We start from the raw sequence: 19,256 nt of genomic DNA on the forward strand, positions 1-19,256 counted from the left end.
TAAAACCGACCCTGACTGATAAATTACGCGAATACCATAAGCGCCTATTATTGTAAACCTGTCAGTTTTACCGTTAGACAGTCATCTCGCCACCCATTACCTTCGCCTTAGGCACCCTAGTGTCGTTCCAAATCCAAATAAATTATAAGCATTTGCGAATTTGGCAATGCAGAAAAATACTCACGGGGATTTTCTATGGCAGAGAATAATTCGGCAATCCGTTCAGCCGCCGTTATTGGTGCGGGGACCATGGGCAGAGGCATCGCCTACCTCCTGGCACTGAACGGCATACGAACCGTACTTTATAATCGCAATGGTAATAATCTCAATCAGGCCCGTGACTATATTGTCAGCGACCTGGACAGAAAAATAGATAACGGAAAAATAACCCTGCAGAAAAAAGGCCAGATATTAGCCAATATTATTTTCTCGGCCGTCTTTGACGCCATAACCGACAGCGATCTGGTGATTGAAACCATTGCGGAAGATGAGCAAACCAAGCATGAAATCCTGGCAGCCATTGCGGCTACGGTAAAACCGGAGGCGATCATTGCGACCAATACCTCCTCGTTGTCGCTGAACAAACTGGCGGCAGGGGTGGAAAACAACCCGCGCTTTATCGGCCTGCATTTTTTCAATCCGGCGCCGCTGATGAAGTTGATCGAAATCATTCCCTCTTATTTTACCTCCCACGCCACCAGCCTACGCTGCCAGAAGTTGGTAATAGCATTGGGTAAACAGTTTGTGGTCTGCAAAGCCACGCCGGGCTTTATTGTTAATCGCATGGCGCGGCCTTTCTATCTGGAAGGGTTCCGGCTGCTGGAGGAGAACGTGGCGCTGGCGCCACAGATCGACCGCGCCCTCAAGGCCGGCGGGCATTTTCGCATGGGGCCTTTAGAACTGACGGATTTTATCGGCCAGGATATCAACTACCAGGTCAGCAAGCAGATTTGGCAGGATATGCAGTTCGACCCTCGCTATACCCCTGGTCATTTGCAACGCTCGCTGGTGGATGCCGGGCTGCTGGGGAGGAAAAACGGGCGCTCTTTTTTTGCTTCCCAACCGGCGACGCCGCCCAACCCGACCACTGAGGGCGACACGCCAACTTCACTGCATTTTTATGGTGAACACGCTTTATTCGATCACCTGCAACAGCGCGCTTTGGCCACCTGGCCTGCGTTGCGCGTTCAGCGGTTGCCGGAACGGCCGGAACTGGGGCGTTTTATCCTGATGAATAACAGGCTGGCGATCAAAATCACTGATGGCAGAACGGCGAACCTGCTCGCCGGCTTAACCGCTCTCGACACCTTCGTGATTGACGCCGCGCTGAACTACGCCGACACCGCCTATCTGGTGGCCGCCCACAATCAACATGCCACAGAGACGAATAAAGCGCTGTTTCTGACGCTGCTGCAAACCCTCATCGCTCAGGTGGAGTTTATTAAAGATTCCCCTGCCCTGATCGTTGCCCGCGTACTGAGCAGCCTGATCAATGAATCGGTGATCATGGTGGAGAGCGGCGTTTGCAGCCGGGCAGATATCGATATCGCCGCCGTGGCCGGCGTGAACTATGCCGACGGTATTTTTGCCTGGTTGGCGCAGCTCGGGCAGAAAAACGTGAAATCGACGCTGGATAACATGGCGCAACTGCTGCACTCCGCGCGCTATTACCCGCATTACTCATTGCTGAACGCGGCCCGGCCTGAGCTGGCCGTAGCGCCCTAAGGAAAAATGATGACGATTAAAGACGACGGGGTCTATCTGATCGACGGCACGCGCACGGCTATCGGCGCTTACGGCGGCAGTCTGGCGCTGACGCGTCCGGATGATATGGCGGCGGCCATTATTCGGGCACTGCTGCAACGGCACCCTGATGCGGAGCCGGATATCGATGAAGTGATCCTGGGTTGCGCCAATCAAGCCGGTGAGGACAACCGCAACGTCGCCCGCATGGCGGCGCTGTTATCTGGCCTGGATCAGAGCGTACCGGCCATAACCTTGAACCGGCTATGCGCATCCGGGCTGGATGCCGTGATCTACGCCAGCGCAAAAATAAAAAGCGGTCTCAGCGAACTGGTGCTGGCCGGTGGCGTAGAAAGCATGAGCCGGGCGCCCTATGTGATGGGCAAAAGCGAAACGCCTTTCGACAAGAGCGTCAAGCTGTACGACACCACCTTGGGCTGGCGTTTTGTCAATCCGCAGTTGGCGGAGCGCTATGGTTGCGATCCGCTGGGCATTACGGCGGAGAACGTGGCTCGGCAACACCAAATATCCCGTGAAGATCAGGATATTTTTGCCCTGAACTCACAGCAAAAAGCCTGGCGTGCCATTGAAAATGGCCGATTGGCCAGGGAAATCACGCCACTCGAGGTGCAGGTGGATCGTAAAACCCGCAAGACCTTCGAACAGGATGAATTTCCACGCCAGACCACGCTGCAAAAGCTCCATGCGCTGAAACCGGCCTTTAGCGTCGAGGGATCGGTCACCGCCGGCAACGCATCCGGCATCAACGACGGAGCGGCCGTACTGCTGCTGGCTTCCGGCCGTTATGTGAAACGCAAGTCGCTGCAACCGCTGGCGGAGATTGGCGACAGCGCCAGTGCGGGCGTTGCCCCGTCGGTGATGGGTATCGGGCCGATCGCGGCCACCGACAGGTTGCTGGCGCGAACCGGCTTTACCCTGAACGATTTTGACGTGATTGAAATTAATGAGGCGTTTGCCGCACAGGTGTTGGCCGCGCTGAAAAACTGGCGTATCGATTTCAACGATACACGGGTCAACCCAAACGGCGGCGCCATCGCCCTCGGTCATCCGCTCGGGATGTCAGGCGCGCGACTGGTGCTTTCCGCCGCGCTGGAACTCAACGCCCGGCAGGTAAACAACGCGCTGGTGACGATGTGTGTCGGTGTCGGCCAAGGCGTTTCATTGGTTATTAAAGCCCTCTAATGCAAGGAATTCCGTATGAGCGTATTAAACATTCTTGAAGAAAAACTGGCCGAAACCAAAAAACAGGGACGGTTCCGCGAGTTCCTTAACCTCGAACGCAGCGTGGTGGATAAACCCTGGGCCACCAGCCACGGGCCGGACGGAGAGCGCCGCCTGAACGTCTGGTGCTCGAACGATTATCTGGCGATGAGCCATCACCCCAAAGTCATCCTGGCTACCACCGAGGCGGTGAATCGCGTCGGTCTCGGCACCTGCGGCGCCCGCAGCATTTCCGGCACCTCGGTCTACCACAGCGAACTGGAAACGCTGCTGGCCCGCGCCTACGGCAAAGAGTCCGCGTTGCTGTTCACCACCGGCTTCGGGGCCAATGACGCCACGTTGTCCACCCTTTGCGACGCCATTCCCAATCTGATCGTATTTTCCGATGAGCTTAACCACGCCTCGATGATTTACGGCATCCGCTACAGTAAGGCGGAGAAAAAAATCTTCCGCCACAATGATGTAGCGCACCTTGAAGAGCTCCTGCAGGCGGCCGATCCTGATCGCCCCAAGTTAATCGCCTTCGAGTCGCTCTATTCGATGGACGGCGATTTCGCACCGCTGGCGCAGATTGTGGAGCTGGCGGAGAAATATCAAGCGCTGACCTACCTGGACGAGATCCACTCCGCCGGCGTTTACGGCCATCGCGGCCTGGGCTATGCCGAGCAACTGGGCCTGTTGGATAAGATCACTATTATCCAGGGCGGCTTCGGCAAATCTTACGGTGCCGCCGGGGGCTATATCGCCGCACCACGCGTGGTGGTCGAGGCGGTACGCAGTTGGTCGCCGGCCTTTGTCTTCAGTACGTCGTCCCCTGCGCCGGTGGTGGCTGCCGCGTTGGCCAGCTTTAAATACAATCTTGAGCATGACAATCAACGCAAACACCTGCTGGCGATTATCGATCATCTTAAGTCCGGCCTGCGCGCCGCCGGTATCCCGCTGGTTTCGGAAGACAGCCACATTCTGCCGGTGCTGGTCGGCGATCCGCACCGGAACAAACACATCAGCAAGGTGCTGCTCGATGAGTACGATATTTATGTGCAACCGGTAAATGCCCCGACGGTACCGGCAGGCAGCGAGCGTTTGCGTGTCACGCCGACCTCTGCCCATACTCATGAGGATGTGGACTATTTCCTGGCGGCATTGGGCAACGTCTGGGCCGCCAATGAATTACGGAGAGCAGGATGAAGTTGACGGATTATAACGGCCATTTTCTCACGCTTTGTCTGATGGCGACCGGCACCTTTGCCATTGGCACCGATGCGTTTATCGTCGCCGGCGTGCTTACAGAGATTTCCGACACCTTTACTGTCAGCCCCGCTCAGGCGGGGCAGTTAATCTCGGTGTTTGCCCTCGCCTATATGCTGTTTGCCCCGCTGACCGCCTGGCTGTTTGGTAACCTCAACCGCAAGCATATTTTACAGATCGCCCTGGTATTATTTATCGCCGGTAATCTGGCTTGCGCATTTGCCGACAGTTTTTTGCAAATCTCTGCCGGTCGCGTGCTGGCGGCGCTGGGGGCTGCGGCCTACACGCCGCAAGCCGCCGCCGCCGCGGTCGGGCTGGTGTCGGAAAAGCGCCGCGGGCTGGCCATCTCGATAGTTTACGGCGGCATGACGCTGGCAATCGCCCTTGGCATTCCTTTTGGCACCTTCCTGGCCAAGTTGATCGGTTGGCGGGAGATTTTTCTGCTGATTGCCTTGCTGGGCGCCGTTTCGCTGCTGGGGCTTTCACTGGCGCTGCGCGCCATTGCCGCACCGGGTAAACACACGCTGAAGGAGCGGCTTGCCCCGCTGCGACAAAAAGCGGTGTTGACCACGTTGCTGATCACCTTCTTTGCCGTCTGTTCCGAGCATATTGTTTATAGCTATGTCAGCGTACTGCTGAAACATACCCAGTTGGGCGCGGAAGCTATTTTGCCGATCGCGCTGCTGGTATTCGGCGTAGGGGCCGTTATCGGCAATTTCGTTTCCGGCGTATTGACCGATGCCCTCGGCAGCAAGTTTGTGCTGCTGTTTTCGGTGGCCATTCAAACGGTCTCGCTGTTTCTGCTCACCTTTTACGTCACCTCCCCTTGGTGGGTGCTGGCGATCTTTCTGGTCTGGGGCATTACCGGCTGGATGTATCTGGTGCCGATCCAACACCACTTGCTGTCGCTATCGAAACGCTTTGGCGCACTGACCGTCTCACTGAACAGCTCCGTACTCTATGCCGGCATCGCCGCCGGCGGCATGCTCGGCGGCCTGACGCTGTATACGCTGCCGGCCTATTATCTGCCGCTGTTTTCACTGCCGCTGGGGGCCATCGCCCTGCTGCTGACACTGTTCTTCTTCCGGGGAGAGAAAGCCCATGAATGACCTGCTGCCTACGGTGCTTTATGAACGCCATGATGACGGCGTTGCCGTTATCACCCTGAATCGGCCGGAGAAAAAGAACGCCATCAATCTGGATATGGCGCGTCTGGTTCAAACTTATCTGCAACGGGCCGAGCAGGATGACAGGGTGCGGGCGATTGTGTTGACCGGCCATCCTGAGGCGTTTTCCGCCGGGATGGACGTGAAGGCGTTCCGCCTGGGGGAGTTGCCGGTGGTCGAACCTGAGGGATTTGGCGGCATCGTGCATGCCCACCTTGCCAAGATCCTCATTGCCGCCGTCGATGGCATTGCCTACGGCGGCGGTTTCGAGATTGCGTTGGCCTGCGACCTGATCGTCGCCAATCGCAACGCACGATTCAGTTTCCCGGAAACAGGGCTGGGGTTGATTGCGGCGCAAGGAGGGTGTTCACGGCTACCGGCACGGATCTCTCCTTATATCGCCCTCGACTGGTTGTTGACCGGCCGAACAATAAGCGCGGAGGAGGCCTGGCGGCACGGCGCTATCTCTCGTATCAGCGAAGGTTCGGCACAGGATGAAGCGCTGAGCATCGCCCGGCAAATCGCGCAAAAAAATCCGCTCGCCAGCCGGGCGGTGAAGGCCATTGTCCGTTATGGATTAACGCAGTATGAGACGCCGACGTTTGGCTACCAGCAGAGCTGGGTTGAACAGGTGCGGCAAGCGGCAACCCCCTCCTTTTGAGAACATTCTTAGTGAATGGTAATCATTCGCAGTCTAACGTTTAAGCACTACAAGACCGTGTTTGAGAAGCCATTGACCCCGCTCTGCGGGGATTTTTTTGCCCTTTTAATCCGTCGTGGAAGAAAAAGGCTTCATAAACAGAAAGGTACAGGGCTTGCTTTGGTGCTGGTTGATCAAGGGTACCAGCCGCGTGAAATGTTCGGTTTGGCAATGTACGTCCAATGCAGCCCGATCGGGCCACTCCTCGACAAAAATAAAATGCCCAGGGTCTTGGTGATCGATAAACAGTTCATAGGAGAGGCAAAGCGGCTCCTGCCGGGTTTTCTCCACCAGTTCCCGATACAGCGGCATCACCGTTTCAACACAATCGATCTTGATAAAATCCTCAGCAATCACCTTCAGCATGGCGCCTTTTCCCTTTCAGCTATCTATCATGTGAGCCCACTCTACCCTGAATCCTTATCCTTATGCACCCGAACGGCACCGCGTCAGAACCGTAGATAACGCAAGTTACCGAGTAAAACGTCGCTCCTTGCCCAATATTTAACCTTTATTGAAGCGGGCAATGGGACACTGGCTCTCAGACATATTTTATGAGGATTTTTCATGGCGGAATGGACACTTATTATCGCCAAATACAGCCCGGAGCCGGGCTTTCTGCTGCTGTTCATCTTCCTGTTTTCGTTCGGCAAGTCGGTTATTTTTATTTCTTCGCTGCTGCCGCCGGCATCGATTACGCTGATGCTGGGCGTTGTCGCCGGCAAACCGGTACTGGCAGACGGCTACGTCTGGGGGGCGATTGCTCTGGGTGCGATGCTCGGCTCCGTTTTATCTTTCCATTGCGGTGCATTGCTCCAGGGCCGTGAACACGGGAGGTGGTTGCCGGCCAGGTACCGCAGCGCGCTGCACAAGGCTAAGTCAGCCTTGCAGCAAAAAGGCGTGGCACTGTTGTTTATCTCGCGTTTTTTGGCCGTGATGCGCTACACCGTACCTTTGGTCGCCGGCATGATTTCGCTGCCGCGCAAACAGGTCTACTGTGCCAGTGCGCTCTCCGCCGGGATTTGGGCGGTGGCGTTGATGTCTGTTGGCCAACTACTGTAAAACAGCGAGCACCTTTCTACCCCACTCCAAAAGACCGCGGCGATAAGCTCTAAGAGGGTGAATGATAGGGTATAATAACGTTTATCTTCAGATGGGATACGAGCTTCAGATGAAGCTGATCAGTACTTAAGGGAATAAAATGCCTCTCCTGCGAAACGCCACCACCGCCCTCCTGGCTATGCTCAGCTTAACCGCATGCAACAGCAATTACCCTGAGCCAAAACGCACCGGCGTCGCGATAACGGATTATTACCACGATGTGACCAACGCAATACTTACGGAAACGATCATAAAGGACAGCTATTACGGGCAAGAATGCAGTATGTCCATATCCCTGAACCGCCAGGGTAAGGTCACCGACATCAATAATGTTGAGGGTTTTACGCCGCTGTGCGAAGCGGGCATGACTGCCGTCTTCTCAGCAGAGATCCCGGTACCGCCGGATGAAAAAACCTATACAACCTTCAAAAAACTCGTGATCGTCTTTCAGCCGCAGCGAACCTAGGGTTCGGCAAAGCAAATCCCCTCAGACAAGGGGCCACAGCTATGCAAAGGTAGCAACCTTCGTTTTCGACACCTGAACACACCGCCTATAGGGTGAATTCTGGCAAGACTTTCATTATCAATTTTGCTGGATTGTGGGGGATTGGGGGCGATAGAAGAGTGCGAAGTCAGGCTTATCTTGCGTCAGATCACTTAACTGAATATCGGCACCAGAGAGATGCGATTTTTGCGAAGCCTGTCCCAAATTTGTCCCATAGCGAAAAAAATCAAGACGCAAAGAACCGCTAACCACATGATTTGTTGGTGGGTCGTACAGGGTTCGAACCTGTGACCAATTGATTAAGAGTCAACTGCTCTACCAACTGAGCTAACGACCCAACGGGTTAAATTATTCGCCTCTCCGCCATCAATGTCAAACGCTTACATCCATTACTTTTTCTCATGCGATATTTTCAACCCTCTGTTTTATCAACAAGATAAGGCTGCTTAGGGCTATTAATCTGCTACCACGAGGAGTAATCTTCCGCCCCCAAGACGTCCGATTTGCCTCCTCGGTGTAAAGAATAATCGACTTTTATCCCTCGCATAAATGTTGTAAACATGTTGCACAAAGGTGGCGTTATTGCACTACCTTACTAAAGCCGGGCCAACCGGATAATCGTATAAAAAAGAGCCACTTCAGAGCTCGCTATTTCACCCATGACAGGTAAAACAGGACATCATCAGATGGTAGATCACTCCAAAATAGCCACAGACGCGACGCCTGCGTCAGAAGATCATCTACGGCGAAACCTAACTAACCGACATATTCAACTGATCGCCATCGGCGGCGCTATCGGCACGGGTTTGTTTATGGGGTCCGGCAAAACCATCAGCCTGGCCGGTCCTTCCATCATCTTCGTGTACATGATCATCGGCTTTATGCTGTTTTTCGTGATGCGCGCCATGGGCGAGCTGCTGCTCTCCAACCTGGAATATAAATCCTTCAGCGATTTCGCCGCCGATCTGCTCGGCCCCTGGGCCGGTTTCTTTACCGGCTGGACCTACTGGTTCTGCTGGGTTGTCACCGGCATCGCCGACGTGGTGGCGATCACCGCCTACGCCCAGTTCTGGTTCCCCGGGCTGTCGCAGTGGATCGCCTCGCTGCTGTGCGTATTGCTGCTGCTGGGCCTGAACCTGGCGACGGTAAAGATGTTTGGCGAGATGGAATTCTGGTTTGCGATGATTAAAATCGTCGCCATTGTCGGGTTGATCGTCGCCGGGCTGGTGATGATCGCCATGCAGTTCCAGTCCCCTACCGGCACCGTAGCGTCGTTCTCACACCTGTGGAATGACGGCGGCATGTTCCCGAAAGGCATCAGCGGCTTCTTCGCCGGCTTCCAGATCGCGGTGTTCGCCTTTGTCGGCATCGAACTGGTGGGCACCACCGCGGCTGAAACCAAAGATCCGGAAAAAGTGCTGCCGCGCGCCATCAACTCCATTCCGATCCGCATCATCATGTTCTACGTGTTCGCGCTGATCGTGATTATGTCGGTCACGCCGTGGAACTCGGTAGTTGCCGATAAAAGCCCGTTCGTTGAGCTGTTCGTGCTGATCGGCCTGCCGGCTGCCGCCAGCGTGATCAACTTTGTGGTGCTGACCTCCGCCGCCTCTTCCGCCAACAGTGGAGTGTTCTCCACCAGCCGCATGCTGTTCGGCCTGGCGCAGGAAGGCGATGCGCCGAAGTCGTTCGCCAATCTGTCCAAGCGCGCGGTGCCGGCTAACGGCCTGACCTTCTCCTGCATCTGCCTGCTGGGCGGAGTGGTGCTGATTTATCTGATCCCGAACGTAATGACGGTGTTTACGCTGGTGACTACCGTATCCGCCATTCTGTTTATGTTTGTCTGGACCATTATCCTGTGTTCTTACCTGGTTTACCGTAAACAGCGCCCGGCGCTGCACCAGAAATCGATCTACAAGATGCCGGCCGGCAAGCTGATGTGCTGGGTGTGCATGGCGTTCTTCGTGTTTGTGCTGGTGCTGCTGTCGCTGCGCGATGACACCCGCCAGGCGCTGATCGTCACGCCGCTGTGGTTTGTGGTGCTCGGTTTGTCTTACGTATTCCTGCGCAAGAAAAAAACCGCCTAAAAGCAACAGGGGGATAATCGCTTATCCCCCTGCATTCCCCCTCTTTAGACGATTAACGCGGGCGTATCCCGTCGATAATCACCCGCTGCACGTTGTCCACCGTCTGCTGAAAGAACGCCTCATCGTCCAGTGTTTTGCCGGTCACCGCCTCTACCTGCACCCAAAAATCCGCATAGTGCTGAGTGGTGGCCCACAGCATAAAGATCAGGTGATGCGGCTCCACCGCCGCAATATGGCCTTCGGCGATCCAGCGCTCAATCATCGCGGATTTCTCGTCCACCAACGCCTTCAGCCCTCCCTGCAACTCCAGTTTCAATAACGGAGCGCCCTGGATCATCTCCAGACAAAACAGCCGCGAAGCCTGCGGGTGATGGCGGGACACGTCCAATTTAAGGCGGATATATTCGCGAATGGCCTGCAAGGGTTCCTGATCGGCACGCAACGCTTTTAGCGGCGCCAGCCACACGTCGAGGATACCTTTCAGCACCGCAACGTACAGCTCTTCTTTCGAAGGGAAGTAATAAAGCAAATTGGTTTTGGACACGTCAGCGCGCTCTGCCACCTGATCCAGACTGGTGCCGTGAATACCGTACAGCGAGAAAAACTCCAGTGCCGCATCCATGATAGTGCTGCGTTTTGCGGCCACCGCGCGCGAGCGGCGCGTAGGCGGTTTAACGGGTTGTTGCTTCACTGCAGCTCCTTGGCGTCACCTGATTCGGTCATCAGCATAACAAAGCCACTGAGTGAAACCCACGCATTTACCTACTCCTTTCGGGGGATTTTTTGCACCTTTTACGGGCAACTGCGCCTGATTTTTGTGCACATATTTTTTACCAAATGGTCTATTTTGGACCATTCACTCAACAACCCGATTACACATCGACTCCAATCAATTGATAAACATACTCTTTTAAAAACTGGCACTGTGTTTGCAACACCCTGACAAGCGCCGCGCAATTTGGAACCCGCAGGAAGCATTCAAGCAGCGCGTGAACCGTCCCATTCGCAGACCCGAGGTGTTCAAATGAAAATTGGCGTATTTATCCCGATCGGCAACAACGGCTGGCTGATTTCCAGCAATGCTCCGCAATACAAACCGACGTTTGAACTCAACAAAACCATCGTGCAGAAGGCCGAGCATTACAATTTTGATTTCGCCCTGTCGATGATCAAACTGCGCGGCTTCGGCGGCAAAACCGAGTTTTGGGATCACAACCTGGAGTCCTTCACCCTGATGGCCGGGCTGGCCGCAGTCACCTCGCGCATCAAGATTTACGCCACCGCCGCGACCCTGACCATGCCGCCGGCGATCGTCGCGCGGATGGCCTCCACCATCGACTCTATTTCCAACGGGCGCTTTGGCCTGAACGTGGTGACCGGCTGGCAAAAACCGGAATACGAGCAGATGGGCATGTGGCCGGGCGACGATTACTTTGGCCGCCGTTACGACTATCTGGCGGAATACGTGAAGGTGCTGCGCGATCTGTGGGGCACCGGCAAGTCCGATTTCAAAGGCGAGTTCTTCCAGATGGACGACTGCCGCGTCAGCCCGCAGCCGCAGGCGGACATCAAGGTCATCTGCGCCGGGCAGAGTGACGCCGGCATGGCCTTCTCGGCTAAATACGCCGATTACAACTTCTGCTTCGGCAAGGGCGTCAACACCCCGACCGCCTTCGCACCGACGGCAGCACGGCTGAAAACCGCCGCCGATACCGAAGGCCGCAGCGTCGCCTGCTATGTGCTGTTCATGATCATTGCCGATGAGACCGACGAGGCCGCACGCGCCAAATGGGAAAGCTATAAAGCCGGTGCCGACACCGAAGCGCTGGCCTGGCTGACCGAACAAAGCGGCAAAGACACTAAATCCGGCGCCGACACCAACGTACGCCAGATGGCGGACCCGACCTCGGCGGTCAACATCAATATGGGTACGCTGGTCGGTTCTTACGCCAACGTGGCGCGCATGATGGATGAGATCGCTACCGTGCCCGGTACCGAAGGCGTGCTGCTGACCTTCGATGACTTCGTGAAAGGGGTGGAAGACTTCGGCGAGCGCATCCAGCCGCTGATGAAAAGCCGCGCCGACGTTTGCCCAAAAACCGCTGAAAGCCGTGAGGTAGCCTGATGAAAATTGTTGAAAACCAGCCGGTGGTGCACCGCCAATCGCCGGAAACCGGTGCCACCGTCACTCTGCCCGCCCGCCCGGAGGCCATCGCCTTTGCGCCGCAGGAAACTGCGCTGATCGTGGTCGATATGCAAAATGCCTACGCTTCGCAAGGCGGCTACCTTGACCTCGCCGGTTTTGACGTCTCGGCCACCGCCCCGGTGATCGCCAATATCAAACGCGCCATCAGCGCCGCGCGCGCCGCCGGTATCCGGGTGATCTTTTTCCAGAACGGCTGGGACAATCAGTATGTCGAAGCCGGCGGCCAGGGTTCGCCCAACTGGCATAAATCCAACGCGCTGAAAACCATGCGCAAGCGCCCGGAGTTGATGGGCAAGCTGCTGGCCAAGGGCGACTGGGACTACGATCTGGTAGACGAACTGCAGCCGCAGCCGGGCGATATCGTGATCCCGAAACCGCGCTACAGCGGCTTCTTCAATACCCAACTCGACAGCCTGTTGCGCTCCTACGGCATTCACCATTTGGTGTTTACCGGCATCGCCACCAACGTCTGCGTGGAATCCACATTGCGCGACGGCTTCTTCCTCGAATATTTCGGCGTGGTGCTGGCGGACGCCACTCACCAGGCTGGGCCGCAGTTTGCCCAGCAGGCGGCGCTGTACAATATCGAAACCTTCTTTGGTTGGGTGTCGGACGTCGACAGTTTCTGCGATGCGCTCATTGCTCCACTCAGCCAAACGGCATGAGTTTTGCCTGCTTTACCCTTTAATCATTCATCAGGAGCAAGACTATGCCAAAAACCATCATTACGCCGCCAGGCACCGGCAAACCGCTCGCGCCCTTCGTCCCCGGCACGCTGGCCGACGGCGTGGTTTACGTCTCGGGTACGCTGGCGTTCGATAAAGACAATAACGTGGTGCACGTCGGCGATGCGGCAGCGCAAACCCGCCACGTGCTGGAAACCATTAAAAGCGTGATCGAAACCGCAGGCGGCAGCATGGATGACGTGACCTTTAACTCGATCTTCCTCACCGACTGGCAAAACTATGCCGCCATCAATCAGGTCTATGCGGAGTATTTTCCTGGCGACAAACCGGCGCGCTACTGCATTCAGTGCGGGCTGGTGAAACCGGACGCACTGATTGAGATCGCCACCGTGGCCCATATCGGCCGCTGAATCCTTATCCACAGAGGATCGAGAATGTACTTTGAGATTTTGGGAAAAGACACCCCGCTCGCCCCCACCGTAGTGCTCTCTGCCGGTCTGGGCGGCGCAGGCAGTTTCTGGCAGCCGCAGATTGAAGCGCTGAGCGAGCATTTCAGGGTGGTGGTTTACGATCATCAGGGCACCGCCCGCAGCCAAGGCGAGGTGCCGGCCGGCTACAGCATGGCCGATATGGCGGATGAAGTGGCGCAGCTGCTGCGCTCGATTGGCGTTGAACACTGTTATTTCGTCGGCCACGCGCTTGGCGGCATGATTGGCCTGCAGTTGGCGCTCGCGCACCCGCAACTGGTCGCAAAACTGGTAGTGGTTAATGGCTGGCCGACGCTGGACAGCCAGACCCGGCGTTGCTTCAAAGTGCGCCAGGACCTGCTGCTCAACAGCGGCGTGGAAGCCTATGTGCGCGCCCAGCCGCTGTTCTTGTTCCCCGCCGACTGGCTGTCGCGACACGAAGCGCTGCTGGATGAGGAGTTGGCGCATCAGGTGGCGCATTTCCAGGGCACAGAAAACCTGTTACGCCGCCTGAGTGCGCTGATGAATGCCGATTTCCGCCCGTACCTGGCGGACATTTCCACCCCGACGCTGGCGTTGTGTTCCCGCGACGATTTGCTGGTGCCCTATCACTGCTCGCATCAGTTGGCGGAGAGCCTGCCGTTCGGTGAACTGGCGCAGATGGCGTACGGCGGCCATGCCATGAGCGTGACGGATGCCGACAACTTTAATCGCATTCTGCTCGGTTGGTTGCTGAAAACCCGCGGCCAGTCGTCTGCTTGCAACCCTGCGGACGCCCAGCTTGAGCCCACAGGGCTGAAACACTGAGTTCAATCGCCAGGCCCTTCGCTATGGGCCAGCCACAGGAGAAAAAGTATGCAAACCCAAACCCTTCTTGCCAGTGCGCCACTTGTGCCACAGGGGGTAGAAAAACAGGACTTTCGCGACGCGATGGCGCGCCTGGGTTCGGCCGTGAATATCATTACCACCGACGGCCCGGCCGGCCGTGCCGGGTTTACCGCCTCTGCGGTATGCAGCGTTACCGATACGCCCCCGACGCTGCTGGTGTGCCTGAACCGCTCCGCATCGGTGTATTCGGTGTTCAAGCAAAACCAGACGCTGTGCGTCAATACGCTGGCGGCGGAACACGAGTCGCTGTCGAATCTGTTTGGCGGTAAAACGCCGATGGACATGCGGTTTTCCGCCGCCCGTTGGTCCACGCTGGCAACCGGTTCCCCCATTCTGCATGGCGCAGTGGTCTCTTTCGATTGCCGGATTAGCCAAATTGTCAGCGTCGGCACCCATGACATTCTGTTCTGTCAGGCGGTGGCGCTGGCGCGTAATGACGAAAGCCACGGGTTGGCTTACTTCGATCGCCGCTACCACCCGCTATTGAAACAATGATTTGCCGATAATGCCGTAACGCGCACTCACCTGCGCCCCTAACCTGCCCCCCTGTTTTTGGAGATGACGATGGCGAATACCTGGTTTCCCCAATGGCGCATGAAGCAAGGCAATCTGGACGGTGCGGTGGTCGCACCCGATGAAAGGCTGCCGCTGGTGCCAACGCTGGTTATGGGCTTGCAACACGCGGTGGCCATGTTTGGCGCCACGGTGCTGATGCCGCTGCTGATGGGCTTTGACGCCAACCTGGCCATATTGATGTCCGGCATTGGCACGCTGCTGTTCTTCCTGGTGGTCGGCGGCCGGGTGCCGAGTTACCTCGGCTCCAGCGCAGCGTTTGTTGGGCTGGTGATCACCCTCACCGGTTACGGCGGCCAGGGCGCGAACCCCAACATTGCGCTGGCGCTGGGCGGCATCATCGCCTGCGGGCTGGTGTACCTGCTGATCGGATTTGTGGTGATGAGCGTCGGCACCCGTTGGATCGAACGCCTGATGCCGCCGGTGGTGACCGGTGCGGTAGTGATGGCGATCGGCCTGAACCTGGCGCCTATCGCCGTACGCAGCGTCTCGGCTTCCAATTTTGACAGCTGGATGGCGGTGGTCACCATTTTATGCATCGGGTCGGTGGCGGTATTCACCCGTGGATTGATGCAGCGGCTGCTGATCCTGCTCGGGTTGATCGCCGCCTACCTGATTTATGTGGTCGTGACCAACGGCTTTGGGCTCGGCAAGCCGGTGGATTACAGCGCGCTGAGCCAGGCGGCCTGGTTTGGTCTGCCGCAGTTCACCGCGCCGGTGTTTAACCTGCACGCCATGCTGTTGATTGCCCCGGTGGCGATCATTCTGGTGGCGGAAAACCTCGGACATGTGAAAGCGGTGGCAGGGATGACCGGCCAGAATCTTGATCCCTATATCGGCCGCGCCTTTGTCGGCGATGGGCTGGCGACTCTGCTGTCTGGCTCGGTAGGCGGCACCGGGGTCACGACCTATGCTGAAAATATCGGCGTGATGGCGGTAACCAAAATTTACTCCACCCTGGTGTTTGTCGCCGCGGCGGCCGTGGCGATTGTTCTGGGCTTTTCACCGAAGTTCGGCGCGCTGATCCACACCATTCCAGGCCCGGTGCTGGGTGGCGCCTCGGTGGTGGTGTTCGGTTTGATTGCCGTCGCCGGCGCGCGCATCTGGGTGCAAAACAAGGTCGATTTGGGCGATAACGGCAACCTGATTATGGTGGCCGTAACGCTGGTGCTGGGTGCCGGCGATTTTGCGCTGACCATCGGCAACTTCACCATGGGAGGCATAGGTACCGCCACCTTCGGCGCCATTATTCTGAATGCGCTGCTGCGCAACCGTAAAATCCTGCCGCTGGCGGACAACGTCGCACGTTGATACCGAGGGCCCGGCCTGCCGGGCCTTATTCAGCCAACGCCGCTGCCTTGCCTTTGCGGCGAATGCGCAGTTCGCTAACCAGCACGCCCAACACGATCAACCCGCAGCCCAACAGGGCAATCCCCGGTAAACGTTCACCTGCGATACGCCCGACGATCCCCGCCCAGACCGGTTCGCCGGCATAAATGACCGTAGCGCGCGTCGGTGACATGCTGCGCTGCGCCCAGTTCATCGTCAGTTGAATCAGGGCGCTGGCGATGCCCAGCCCTATCGCGCTGTACAGCAGATAACTGGTGTACGGCGGCACCGCCTCGCCAGTCGGTACCATCATCAGGAACGAGGCCAGCGACGCCGTCCCCAGTTGTACCACCGTCACCCGTTTGATATTCACCTTACCGGCATAGGCGCCAATCAGAATGATCTCGGCCGCCATGCCCAGCGTGCCGATCAATGTCAGTATTTCACCCGCGCTGAGCGTCATATCCGCACTGCTCGGCGCGGCCAGCAGCATCAGGCCGGTGAACGCCAGCAGAACGCCAACCCACGACATCACACCGGGGAAACGCCCCAGCACCAGCCACTGTAACAACGGCACCATCGGCACATACATGGCGGTAATAAACGCCGATTGGCTGCTGCTGATCGTTTGCAACCCAACGGTTTGCAGGCCGTAGCCAAACATGATGGCAATGCCGATAAACACGCCCGCTTTCAATTCGTACCAGGTCAACCCGCGCAGGGTGCGCAGGGAGAACAGCGTCAGCACCAACGTGGCGGCGGCGAAACGCAGCCCGACGAAAAAGAACGGCCCGCTGACCTGCATGGCGTGATGCACGGCCAAAAAGGTGCCGCCCCAGATCATGGTGATGAAAATCAGCACCGCTTCCTGAAGTTTGATTTTGAAAATAAGCGTGGAAATCAAGGATTTTTTTACTGCAGACACTGACTTGCCCTTAATGCCGGGTGCAATATAATGCACAGATCGCACCAGTATGAGGGAATGCCTGCGGATGAGCAATATAGTGCACAATGAAAAACATGACGCGCTCAAAGTGCTGCAATATCTAAGCAGCAATCTGCGCGGATACCGCCAGCAGACCGGGCTGAGCCAGATGGCGCTGGCGGAAAAATCCGGCGTCAGCCGTCGCATGCTGGCCGGGATTGAAGCCGGTGACCGCAACGTCAGCCTGGTGGTGCTGGACAAGCTGGCCGAGGCGCTGAATATCGCCTTCACCGATCTGATCCAGGCACCGGAAGCACGCGGCAATCATCTGGTGGGTGAACTGGCCTGGCAGGGGCGCGAACCGGCAAGCCAGGCGGTGTTGGTCGCCAGCGTGCCCGCACTTCAGCGGGTGGAGCTGTGGGAATGGGCGCTGATGCCGGGCGAACGCTACGACTCGCTGCCGGATGCCGCAGGCTGGAACGAGATTATCTATGTGATCATAGGCAGCCTGACGCTGGAGCTAGAACAACAGACCCTGACGCTGGATGCCGGTGAAACCCAGGTGTTCAACAGCGATCAGCACTATGCCTACGTCAACCGCACCGAGCGGCCGCTGCGTTTTATCCGCAACGTCGCCTTTTAATCATCCAGAGCCGCCACTTCTGGCAGCTCTTCCAACGGCGGCTGGATCCCCTCGGATATATAGTCTTTGGCGGCGAAGGTGCATTCATCGCCCACGTCATCTTCCACGATCACATGTTTGATGGCGCCGTCGCTCAGCAATACCCGTTTGATGCCACGATATGATGTCATTGTTTCCTCCGTTAATGGGCCGGACACACTGCAAGTGTAGTTTAGCCCTCGTCGGCCGCGGGTGTCACCCGTCTGTCGCGCGAATGTCGTGCCGCTGTCGTGGCAGTTGGCGCGGCCAGCCCCTACACTTGGCTTCAGTGATGGTTCATTTTGGAGAACGCAATGCAAACATACCGCATCAGGCAATTACGGCTGGAAAAAGGCTGGTCGCAGGAGCAGTTGGCCACCATTGCCGGCCTCAGCACCCGCACCGTTCAGCGCATTGAAAATGGCGAACAGGCCAGCCTGGACACCCTGACCGCGATTGCCGCGGCGCTGGGGCTGCAGGTGAGCGATCTCAGCCAAGCGGCGCAGCCGGATAACGACAATCAGAGCGAACAGGCTATTCGCCGACAGGTTGAAGCGGAAGGCAAGCTGCTGAGCATGGCGGTGCGTTTTGCGATCGTCGGCCTGTTTCTGTTTGCCATCAACTGGTTTACCCACCCGCATTATCTCTGGTCGCTGTGGGCGATTGGCGGCATGAGCCTGGCGGTGACGATGCGGGCCGTGCGCACCCTGTTGCTGCCAGAGGTTTTCAGCCGTTGGCAACGGCAGCGGCTGGAGCAAAAGCTCAGGCGTCTGCACTGAGTTTCAGCCAGTCCGCCAGCCGGGCGAGCGCGCTGCCCGGCCTGATGGCCTGTGGCGACAACAGGCAGTAACCGCTGCCATCCGGCGTAAAACCAAAGGGTGCGCTCAGCAAGCCGGCGGCCACATCATCGCGCACCTGCTGCCACGGGCCGATGGCAATCCCCATCCCCGCCACCGCCGCCTGCAGGCTGAAATAGAAATGATCAAAACGCTGCTCCGGCCGGCCAGTCAGCGCCACGCCTTTCCCCTGCGCCCATTGCCGCCAGGCGTCGGGGCGGGTGGCGGAATGCAGCAGTACCGCGTCGTGACTCAACTGCGGCTGGCCGTCGCCAAGGGTTACCCAGCGCCGCAGCGTTTCAGGTTTGCACACCGGCCCGACCCGCTCGCTGAACAACGCCAGGCTGTGCAGCTTATCCCCCCAGTCAAAATCGTTGCGCCGGATAGCGGCGGTAATGCCGTCATGAAACGAAAATGGCCCGCCACCGGCCACCAGTTGCAGGTTGATTTCCGGGTGCGCCTGCTGAAACGCCGGCAGACGCGGTATCAACCAGCGCATCAATAACGTTGGCTCGCACGACAACACCAGCGGCGCGTCCTGCTCATGCTGGCGCAACGTTTGCGCCGCATGATCCAGAATGCCGAATGCTTGCTGAGATGCCTGAAACAGCGTGCGCCCGGCCGGCGTAAGATACACCCGCCGGTGACGACGCTCGAACAACGCAATCCCCAGCTCATCTTCCAGCGATCTGACCGCACGGCTGACGGCCCCGTGCGTCAGGTTCAGGCTGCTCGCCGCCTGCGTAAAGCTTTCCAGTCGCGCAGCGGCCTCAAAACAGCGCAGCCCGCCCAGCGACAGCGGCCGATTCATTTTGCGTGAGTTTTTCTCACTGATACTGTCAGTTTTCATCGTTTGTCACCGCCGGCTATTCCTCTTATAAATCAGCCACTCT

Annotated in this window: 21 protein-coding genes and 1 tRNA gene; 16 read left to right on the forward strand and 6 right to left on the reverse strand. The window is 57.4% G+C overall.

Translation table 11 applies throughout. The annotated features are described in order from the left end of the window. The first annotated feature begins 195 nt into the window (after positions 1-195). From ACUTQW_RS00520 to ACUTQW_RS00540, 5 genes are read left to right on the forward strand one after another with little or no spacing between them, the layout of a single operon-like run. Positions 196-1,725 (forward strand): 3-hydroxyacyl-CoA dehydrogenase NAD-binding domain-containing protein, encoded by a 1,530-nt coding sequence (locus tag ACUTQW_RS00520; protein WP_006324610.1) that lies wholly within the window; start codon positions 196-198, stop codon positions 1,723-1,725. Positions 1,726-1,734: 9 nt separating this feature from the next. Continuing rightward, the gene (locus ACUTQW_RS00525) at positions 1,735-2,946 is read left to right on the forward strand and encodes an acetyl-CoA C-acyltransferase (RefSeq protein ID WP_020438819.1); all 1,212 of its coding nucleotides are present in this window, start codon (positions 1,735-1,737) and stop codon (positions 2,944-2,946) included. A 15-nt stretch (positions 2,947-2,961) separates the two neighbouring features. Next, complete coding sequence (hemA, locus tag ACUTQW_RS00530; RefSeq protein WP_020438818.1) at positions 2,962-4,173, forward strand: 5-aminolevulinate synthase; 1,212 nt, start codon at positions 2,962-2,964, stop codon at positions 4,171-4,173. Further along, the gene (locus tag ACUTQW_RS00535; protein WP_006324607.1) at positions 4,170-5,342 is read left to right on the forward strand and encodes an MFS transporter; all 1,173 of its coding nucleotides are present in this window, start codon (positions 4,170-4,172) and stop codon (positions 5,340-5,342) included. The genes hemA and ACUTQW_RS00535 overlap by 4 nt, the downstream gene beginning before the upstream one ends. After that, positions 5,335-6,060 carry an enoyl-CoA hydratase-related protein gene (locus tag ACUTQW_RS00540; RefSeq protein ID WP_006324606.1) on the forward strand — a complete coding sequence of 242 codons (726 nt, stop codon included), beginning with the start codon at positions 5,335-5,337 and terminating at the stop codon, positions 6,058-6,060. The genes ACUTQW_RS00535 and ACUTQW_RS00540 overlap by 8 nt, the downstream gene beginning before the upstream one ends. Before the next feature lie 105 nt (positions 6,061-6,165). Here the strand turns inward: ACUTQW_RS00540 and ACUTQW_RS00545 are convergent, their stop codons facing one another. Continuing rightward, a complete protein-coding gene (locus ACUTQW_RS00545) occupies positions 6,166-6,465 on the reverse strand; it encodes a putative quinol monooxygenase (RefSeq protein ID WP_006324605.1) in 300 nt (99 codons plus the stop codon). Between the two features lie 201 nt (positions 6,466-6,666). Between ACUTQW_RS00545 and ACUTQW_RS00550 the strand changes: the two genes are divergently transcribed. After that, complete coding sequence (locus ACUTQW_RS00550) at positions 6,667-7,161, forward strand: DedA family protein (RefSeq protein ID WP_006324604.1); 495 nt, start codon at positions 6,667-6,669, stop codon at positions 7,159-7,161. A 139-nt stretch (positions 7,162-7,300) separates the two neighbouring features. Beyond that, on the forward strand, positions 7,301-7,666 hold the full coding sequence (locus ACUTQW_RS00555; protein WP_020438817.1) for a cell envelope integrity TolA C-terminal domain-containing protein: 366 nt from the start codon (positions 7,301-7,303) through the stop codon (positions 7,664-7,666). 300 nt (positions 7,667-7,966) lie between these two features. Here ACUTQW_RS00555 and ACUTQW_RS00560 read toward each other — a convergent pair. Further along, positions 7,967-8,042, reverse strand: a tRNA-Lys gene (locus tag ACUTQW_RS00560). A gap of 349 nt (positions 8,043-8,391) precedes the next feature. Here ACUTQW_RS00560 and cycA point away from each other — a divergent pair. Next, on the forward strand, positions 8,392-9,792 hold the full coding sequence (gene cycA, locus ACUTQW_RS00565) for a D-serine/D-alanine/glycine transporter (RefSeq protein WP_006324602.1): 1,401 nt from the start codon (positions 8,392-8,394) through the stop codon (positions 9,790-9,792). A 52-nt stretch (positions 9,793-9,844) separates the two neighbouring features. On the opposite strand, the gene rutR is transcribed toward cycA, so the two are convergent. Then, positions 9,845-10,483 (reverse strand): HTH-type transcriptional regulator RutR, encoded by a 639-nt coding sequence (rutR, locus tag ACUTQW_RS00570; RefSeq protein ID WP_004942877.1) that lies wholly within the window; start codon positions 10,481-10,483, stop codon positions 9,845-9,847. Between the two features lie 333 nt (positions 10,484-10,816). Here rutR and rutA point away from each other — a divergent pair, with 333 nt between their 5' ends. The 6 genes from rutA to rutG all read left to right on the forward strand — a co-directional run bounded on the left by rutA (position 10,817) and on the right by rutG (position 15,923). Beyond that, a complete protein-coding gene (rutA, locus tag ACUTQW_RS00575) occupies positions 10,817-11,917 on the forward strand; it encodes a pyrimidine utilization protein A (protein ID WP_004942872.1) in 1,101 nt (366 codons plus the stop codon). Further along, positions 11,917-12,663, forward strand: a complete 747-nt coding sequence (gene rutB / locus ACUTQW_RS00580; RefSeq protein WP_197912827.1) for a pyrimidine utilization protein B — start codon at positions 11,917-11,919, stop codon at positions 12,661-12,663. Before rutA ends, rutB begins: the two co-directional genes overlap by 1 nt. 44 nt (positions 12,664-12,707) lie before the next feature. Continuing rightward, positions 12,708-13,094: a pyrimidine utilization protein C gene (gene rutC, locus ACUTQW_RS00585; protein WP_004942866.1), complete on the forward strand. Its 387-nt coding sequence runs from the start codon at positions 12,708-12,710 to the stop codon at positions 13,092-13,094. 24 nt (positions 13,095-13,118) lie between these two features. Continuing rightward, positions 13,119-13,958 (forward strand): pyrimidine utilization protein D, encoded by an 840-nt coding sequence (gene rutD, locus ACUTQW_RS00590; RefSeq protein ID WP_006324599.1) that lies wholly within the window; start codon positions 13,119-13,121, stop codon positions 13,956-13,958. Positions 13,959-14,006: 48 nt separating this feature from the next. After that, entirely contained in the window at positions 14,007-14,534 is a 528-nt protein-coding gene (gene rutF, locus ACUTQW_RS00595; RefSeq protein ID WP_013812366.1) for an NADH-dependent FMN reductase RutF, read from the forward strand. 69 nt (positions 14,535-14,603) lie between these two features. Next, positions 14,604-15,923 carry a pyrimidine utilization transport protein G gene (gene rutG, locus ACUTQW_RS00600; RefSeq protein WP_004942858.1) on the forward strand — a complete coding sequence of 440 codons (1,320 nt, stop codon included), beginning with the start codon at positions 14,604-14,606 and terminating at the stop codon, positions 15,921-15,923. Positions 15,924-15,948: 25 nt separating this feature from the next. Here rutG and ACUTQW_RS00605 read toward each other — a convergent pair whose 3' ends face one another. Further along, a complete protein-coding gene (locus ACUTQW_RS00605) occupies positions 15,949-16,866 on the reverse strand; it encodes a DMT family transporter (RefSeq protein WP_006324597.1) in 918 nt (305 codons plus the stop codon). 67 nt (positions 16,867-16,933) lie between these two features. Between ACUTQW_RS00605 and ACUTQW_RS00610 the strand changes: the two genes are divergently transcribed. Further along, entirely contained in the window at positions 16,934-17,509 is a 576-nt protein-coding gene (locus ACUTQW_RS00610) for an XRE family transcriptional regulator (RefSeq protein ID WP_006324596.1), read from the forward strand. Here the strand turns inward: ACUTQW_RS00610 and ACUTQW_RS00615 are convergent. Continuing rightward, a complete protein-coding gene (locus ACUTQW_RS00615) occupies positions 17,506-17,679 on the reverse strand; it encodes a hypothetical protein (protein WP_004942853.1) in 174 nt (57 codons plus the stop codon). The genes ACUTQW_RS00610 and ACUTQW_RS00615 overlap by 4 nt on opposite strands. 162 nt (positions 17,680-17,841) lie before the next feature. Between ACUTQW_RS00615 and ACUTQW_RS00620 the strand changes: the two genes are divergently transcribed. Beyond that, positions 17,842-18,306: a helix-turn-helix domain-containing protein gene (locus ACUTQW_RS00620; protein WP_006324595.1), complete on the forward strand. Its 465-nt coding sequence runs from the start codon at positions 17,842-17,844 to the stop codon at positions 18,304-18,306. On the opposite strand, the gene ACUTQW_RS00625 is transcribed toward ACUTQW_RS00620, so the two are convergent. Continuing rightward, the gene (locus tag ACUTQW_RS00625) at positions 18,290-19,213 is read right to left on the reverse strand and encodes a LysR family transcriptional regulator (protein WP_006324594.1); all 924 of its coding nucleotides are present in this window, start codon (positions 19,211-19,213) and stop codon (positions 18,290-18,292) included. The genes ACUTQW_RS00620 and ACUTQW_RS00625 overlap by 17 nt on opposite strands. Positions 19,214-19,256: the final 43 nt, after the last annotated feature.

This window comes from Serratia sp. TSA_7 (assembly GCF_052692135.1).

Bases quoted from the DNA above. Each gene is read 5' to 3' on its own strand.
- ACUTQW_RS00520 (WP_006324610.1), top strand. From the start codon at position 196: ATGGCAGAGAATAATTCGGCAATCCGTTCAGCCGCCGTTATTGGTGCG.
- ACUTQW_RS00525 (WP_020438819.1), top strand. From the start codon at position 1,735: ATGACGATTAAAGACGACGGGGTCTATCTGATCGACGGCACGCGCACG.
- hemA (WP_020438818.1), top strand. From the start codon at position 2,962: ATGAGCGTATTAAACATTCTTGAAGAAAAACTGGCCGAAACCAAAAAA.
- ACUTQW_RS00535 (WP_006324607.1), top strand. From the start codon at position 4,170: ATGAAGTTGACGGATTATAACGGCCATTTTCTCACGCTTTGTCTGATG.
- ACUTQW_RS00540 (WP_006324606.1), top strand. From the start codon at position 5,335: ATGAATGACCTGCTGCCTACGGTGCTTTATGAACGCCATGATGACGGC.
- ACUTQW_RS00545 (WP_006324605.1), bottom strand. From the start codon at position 6,465: ATGCTGAAGGTGATTGCTGAGGATTTTATCAAGATCGATTGTGTTGAA.
- ACUTQW_RS00550 (WP_006324604.1), top strand. From the start codon at position 6,667: ATGGCGGAATGGACACTTATTATCGCCAAATACAGCCCGGAGCCGGGC.
- ACUTQW_RS00555 (WP_020438817.1), top strand. From the start codon at position 7,301: ATGCCTCTCCTGCGAAACGCCACCACCGCCCTCCTGGCTATGCTCAGC.
- cycA (WP_006324602.1), top strand. From the start codon at position 8,392: ATGGTAGATCACTCCAAAATAGCCACAGACGCGACGCCTGCGTCAGAA.
- rutA (WP_004942872.1), top strand. From the start codon at position 10,817: ATGAAAATTGGCGTATTTATCCCGATCGGCAACAACGGCTGGCTGATT.
- rutB (WP_197912827.1), top strand. From the start codon at position 11,917: ATGAAAATTGTTGAAAACCAGCCGGTGGTGCACCGCCAATCGCCGGAA.
- rutC (WP_004942866.1), top strand. From the start codon at position 12,708: ATGCCAAAAACCATCATTACGCCGCCAGGCACCGGCAAACCGCTCGCG.
- rutD (WP_006324599.1), top strand. From the start codon at position 13,119: ATGTACTTTGAGATTTTGGGAAAAGACACCCCGCTCGCCCCCACCGTA.
- rutF (WP_013812366.1), top strand. From the start codon at position 14,007: ATGCAAACCCAAACCCTTCTTGCCAGTGCGCCACTTGTGCCACAGGGG.
- rutG (WP_004942858.1), top strand. From the start codon at position 14,604: ATGGCGAATACCTGGTTTCCCCAATGGCGCATGAAGCAAGGCAATCTG.
- ACUTQW_RS00610 (WP_006324596.1), top strand. From the start codon at position 16,934: ATGAGCAATATAGTGCACAATGAAAAACATGACGCGCTCAAAGTGCTG.
- ACUTQW_RS00615 (WP_004942853.1), bottom strand. From the start codon at position 17,679: ATGACATCATATCGTGGCATCAAACGGGTATTGCTGAGCGACGGCGCC.
- ACUTQW_RS00620 (WP_006324595.1), top strand. From the start codon at position 17,842: ATGCAAACATACCGCATCAGGCAATTACGGCTGGAAAAAGGCTGGTCG.
- ACUTQW_RS00625 (WP_006324594.1), bottom strand. From the start codon at position 19,213: ATGAAAACTGACAGTATCAGTGAGAAAAACTCACGCAAAATGAATCGG.